1 protein-coding gene is annotated in these 1114 nt (G+C 77.2%); it reads left to right on the top strand.

Translation table 11 applies throughout. From position 1 onward, the window contains the following. The first annotated feature begins 216 nt into the window (after positions 1–216). Complete coding sequence (locus tag JNW87_RS38975) at positions 217–1107, top strand: aminotransferase class I/II-fold pyridoxal phosphate-dependent enzyme (RefSeq protein WP_238455496.1); 891 nt, start codon at positions 217–219, stop codon at positions 1105–1107. Positions 1108–1114 lie beyond the last annotated feature (7 nt).

Here is a 1114-nt window from a genome sequence, read left to right as displayed (position 1 = left end):
GCCCATCTCATGGGGCAGGGTCCAGGGTGGCCGGTTGTACGGGCATGTCGTGGCCCATCTGCTGTACGAGAAGTTCTTCTTGATCTCCTTTGCGAAGATACCGCCCCGGCGGCCGCCGTACGGCTACGGCGACCCGCGCGGCCGGCCCGAGCTGCGCGCGGCGCTCGCCGGCTACCTGGGCCGGGCCCGCGGGGTGCTGGCTGACCCGGAGGGATCGTGGTCACCGCCGGGTACGTCCAGGCCCTCGTCCTGCTCACCACCGTGCTCCGCGACGCCGGCCGGGCGGTGCTGGCGATGGAGGACCCGGGGCTGCCGTTCCACCGGGAGGTGGTGCGCCGCCAGGGCGGCCGGGTGGTGCCGCTGCCGGTGGACGACCGGGGCGCGCGCCGAGCTGCTCGGCGCGGGCGAGCTGGCCGATGTGGCGGCGGCGGTGGTGACGCCGGCCCACCAGTACCCGAGCGGGGTGACGCTGCACCCGGCCCGCCGGCACGCGCTGACCGGCTGGGCCCGGGACGCCGGTGCCCTGGTGGTCGAGGACGACTACGACGGCGAGTTCCGCTACGACCGGCAGCCGGTGGGCGCGGTCCAGGGCACGCGCCGGAGCAGGTCGCCTACGTGGGCACCGCGGCGAAGACCCTGGGGCCGGCGCTGCGGCTGGCCTGGCTGGTGCTGCCCGCCCGGCTGGTGGAGGCGGTGGTGGAGGCGAAGCGCCACCTGGACGTGCAGACCGAGGTGGTCGGGCAGCTCGCCCTCGCCGACCTGATCGACAGCCACGGGTACGACCGGCAGGTGCGTACCGTCCGCCGGCACTACCGGCAGCGCCGGGACCTGCTGCTGGACCGGCTGGGCGGACGGCTGGCGGGCGGGATCTCCGCCGGACTGCACGCCGTGGTCCCGCTGCCGCCGGACGGGCCGTCCGAGGCGGAGGTGCTGGCCCTGGCGGCGGCGCGGGGGCTGGCCCTGGACGGGCTGGACGGGCACCGCCACCACCCCGGCGGCCAGCCCCCGGGGCTGGTCGTCGGGTACGCCACCCCGCCCTCGTACGCCTACCCGGCGGCGCTGGCGACGCTGGCCGAGGTGCTGGGTACCGCCGCGGCGCCGGCCTGACCGCACG

Origin of the sequence: Micromonospora sp. ATA51, assembly GCF_016802855.1 — a bacterium.
GTDB lineage: Bacteria > Actinomycetota > Actinomycetes > Mycobacteriales > Micromonosporaceae > Micromonospora > Micromonospora sicca.
Note: the sequence above shows the minus strand (reverse complement) of the source record. Positions and strands in the feature narration are given on the sequence as shown.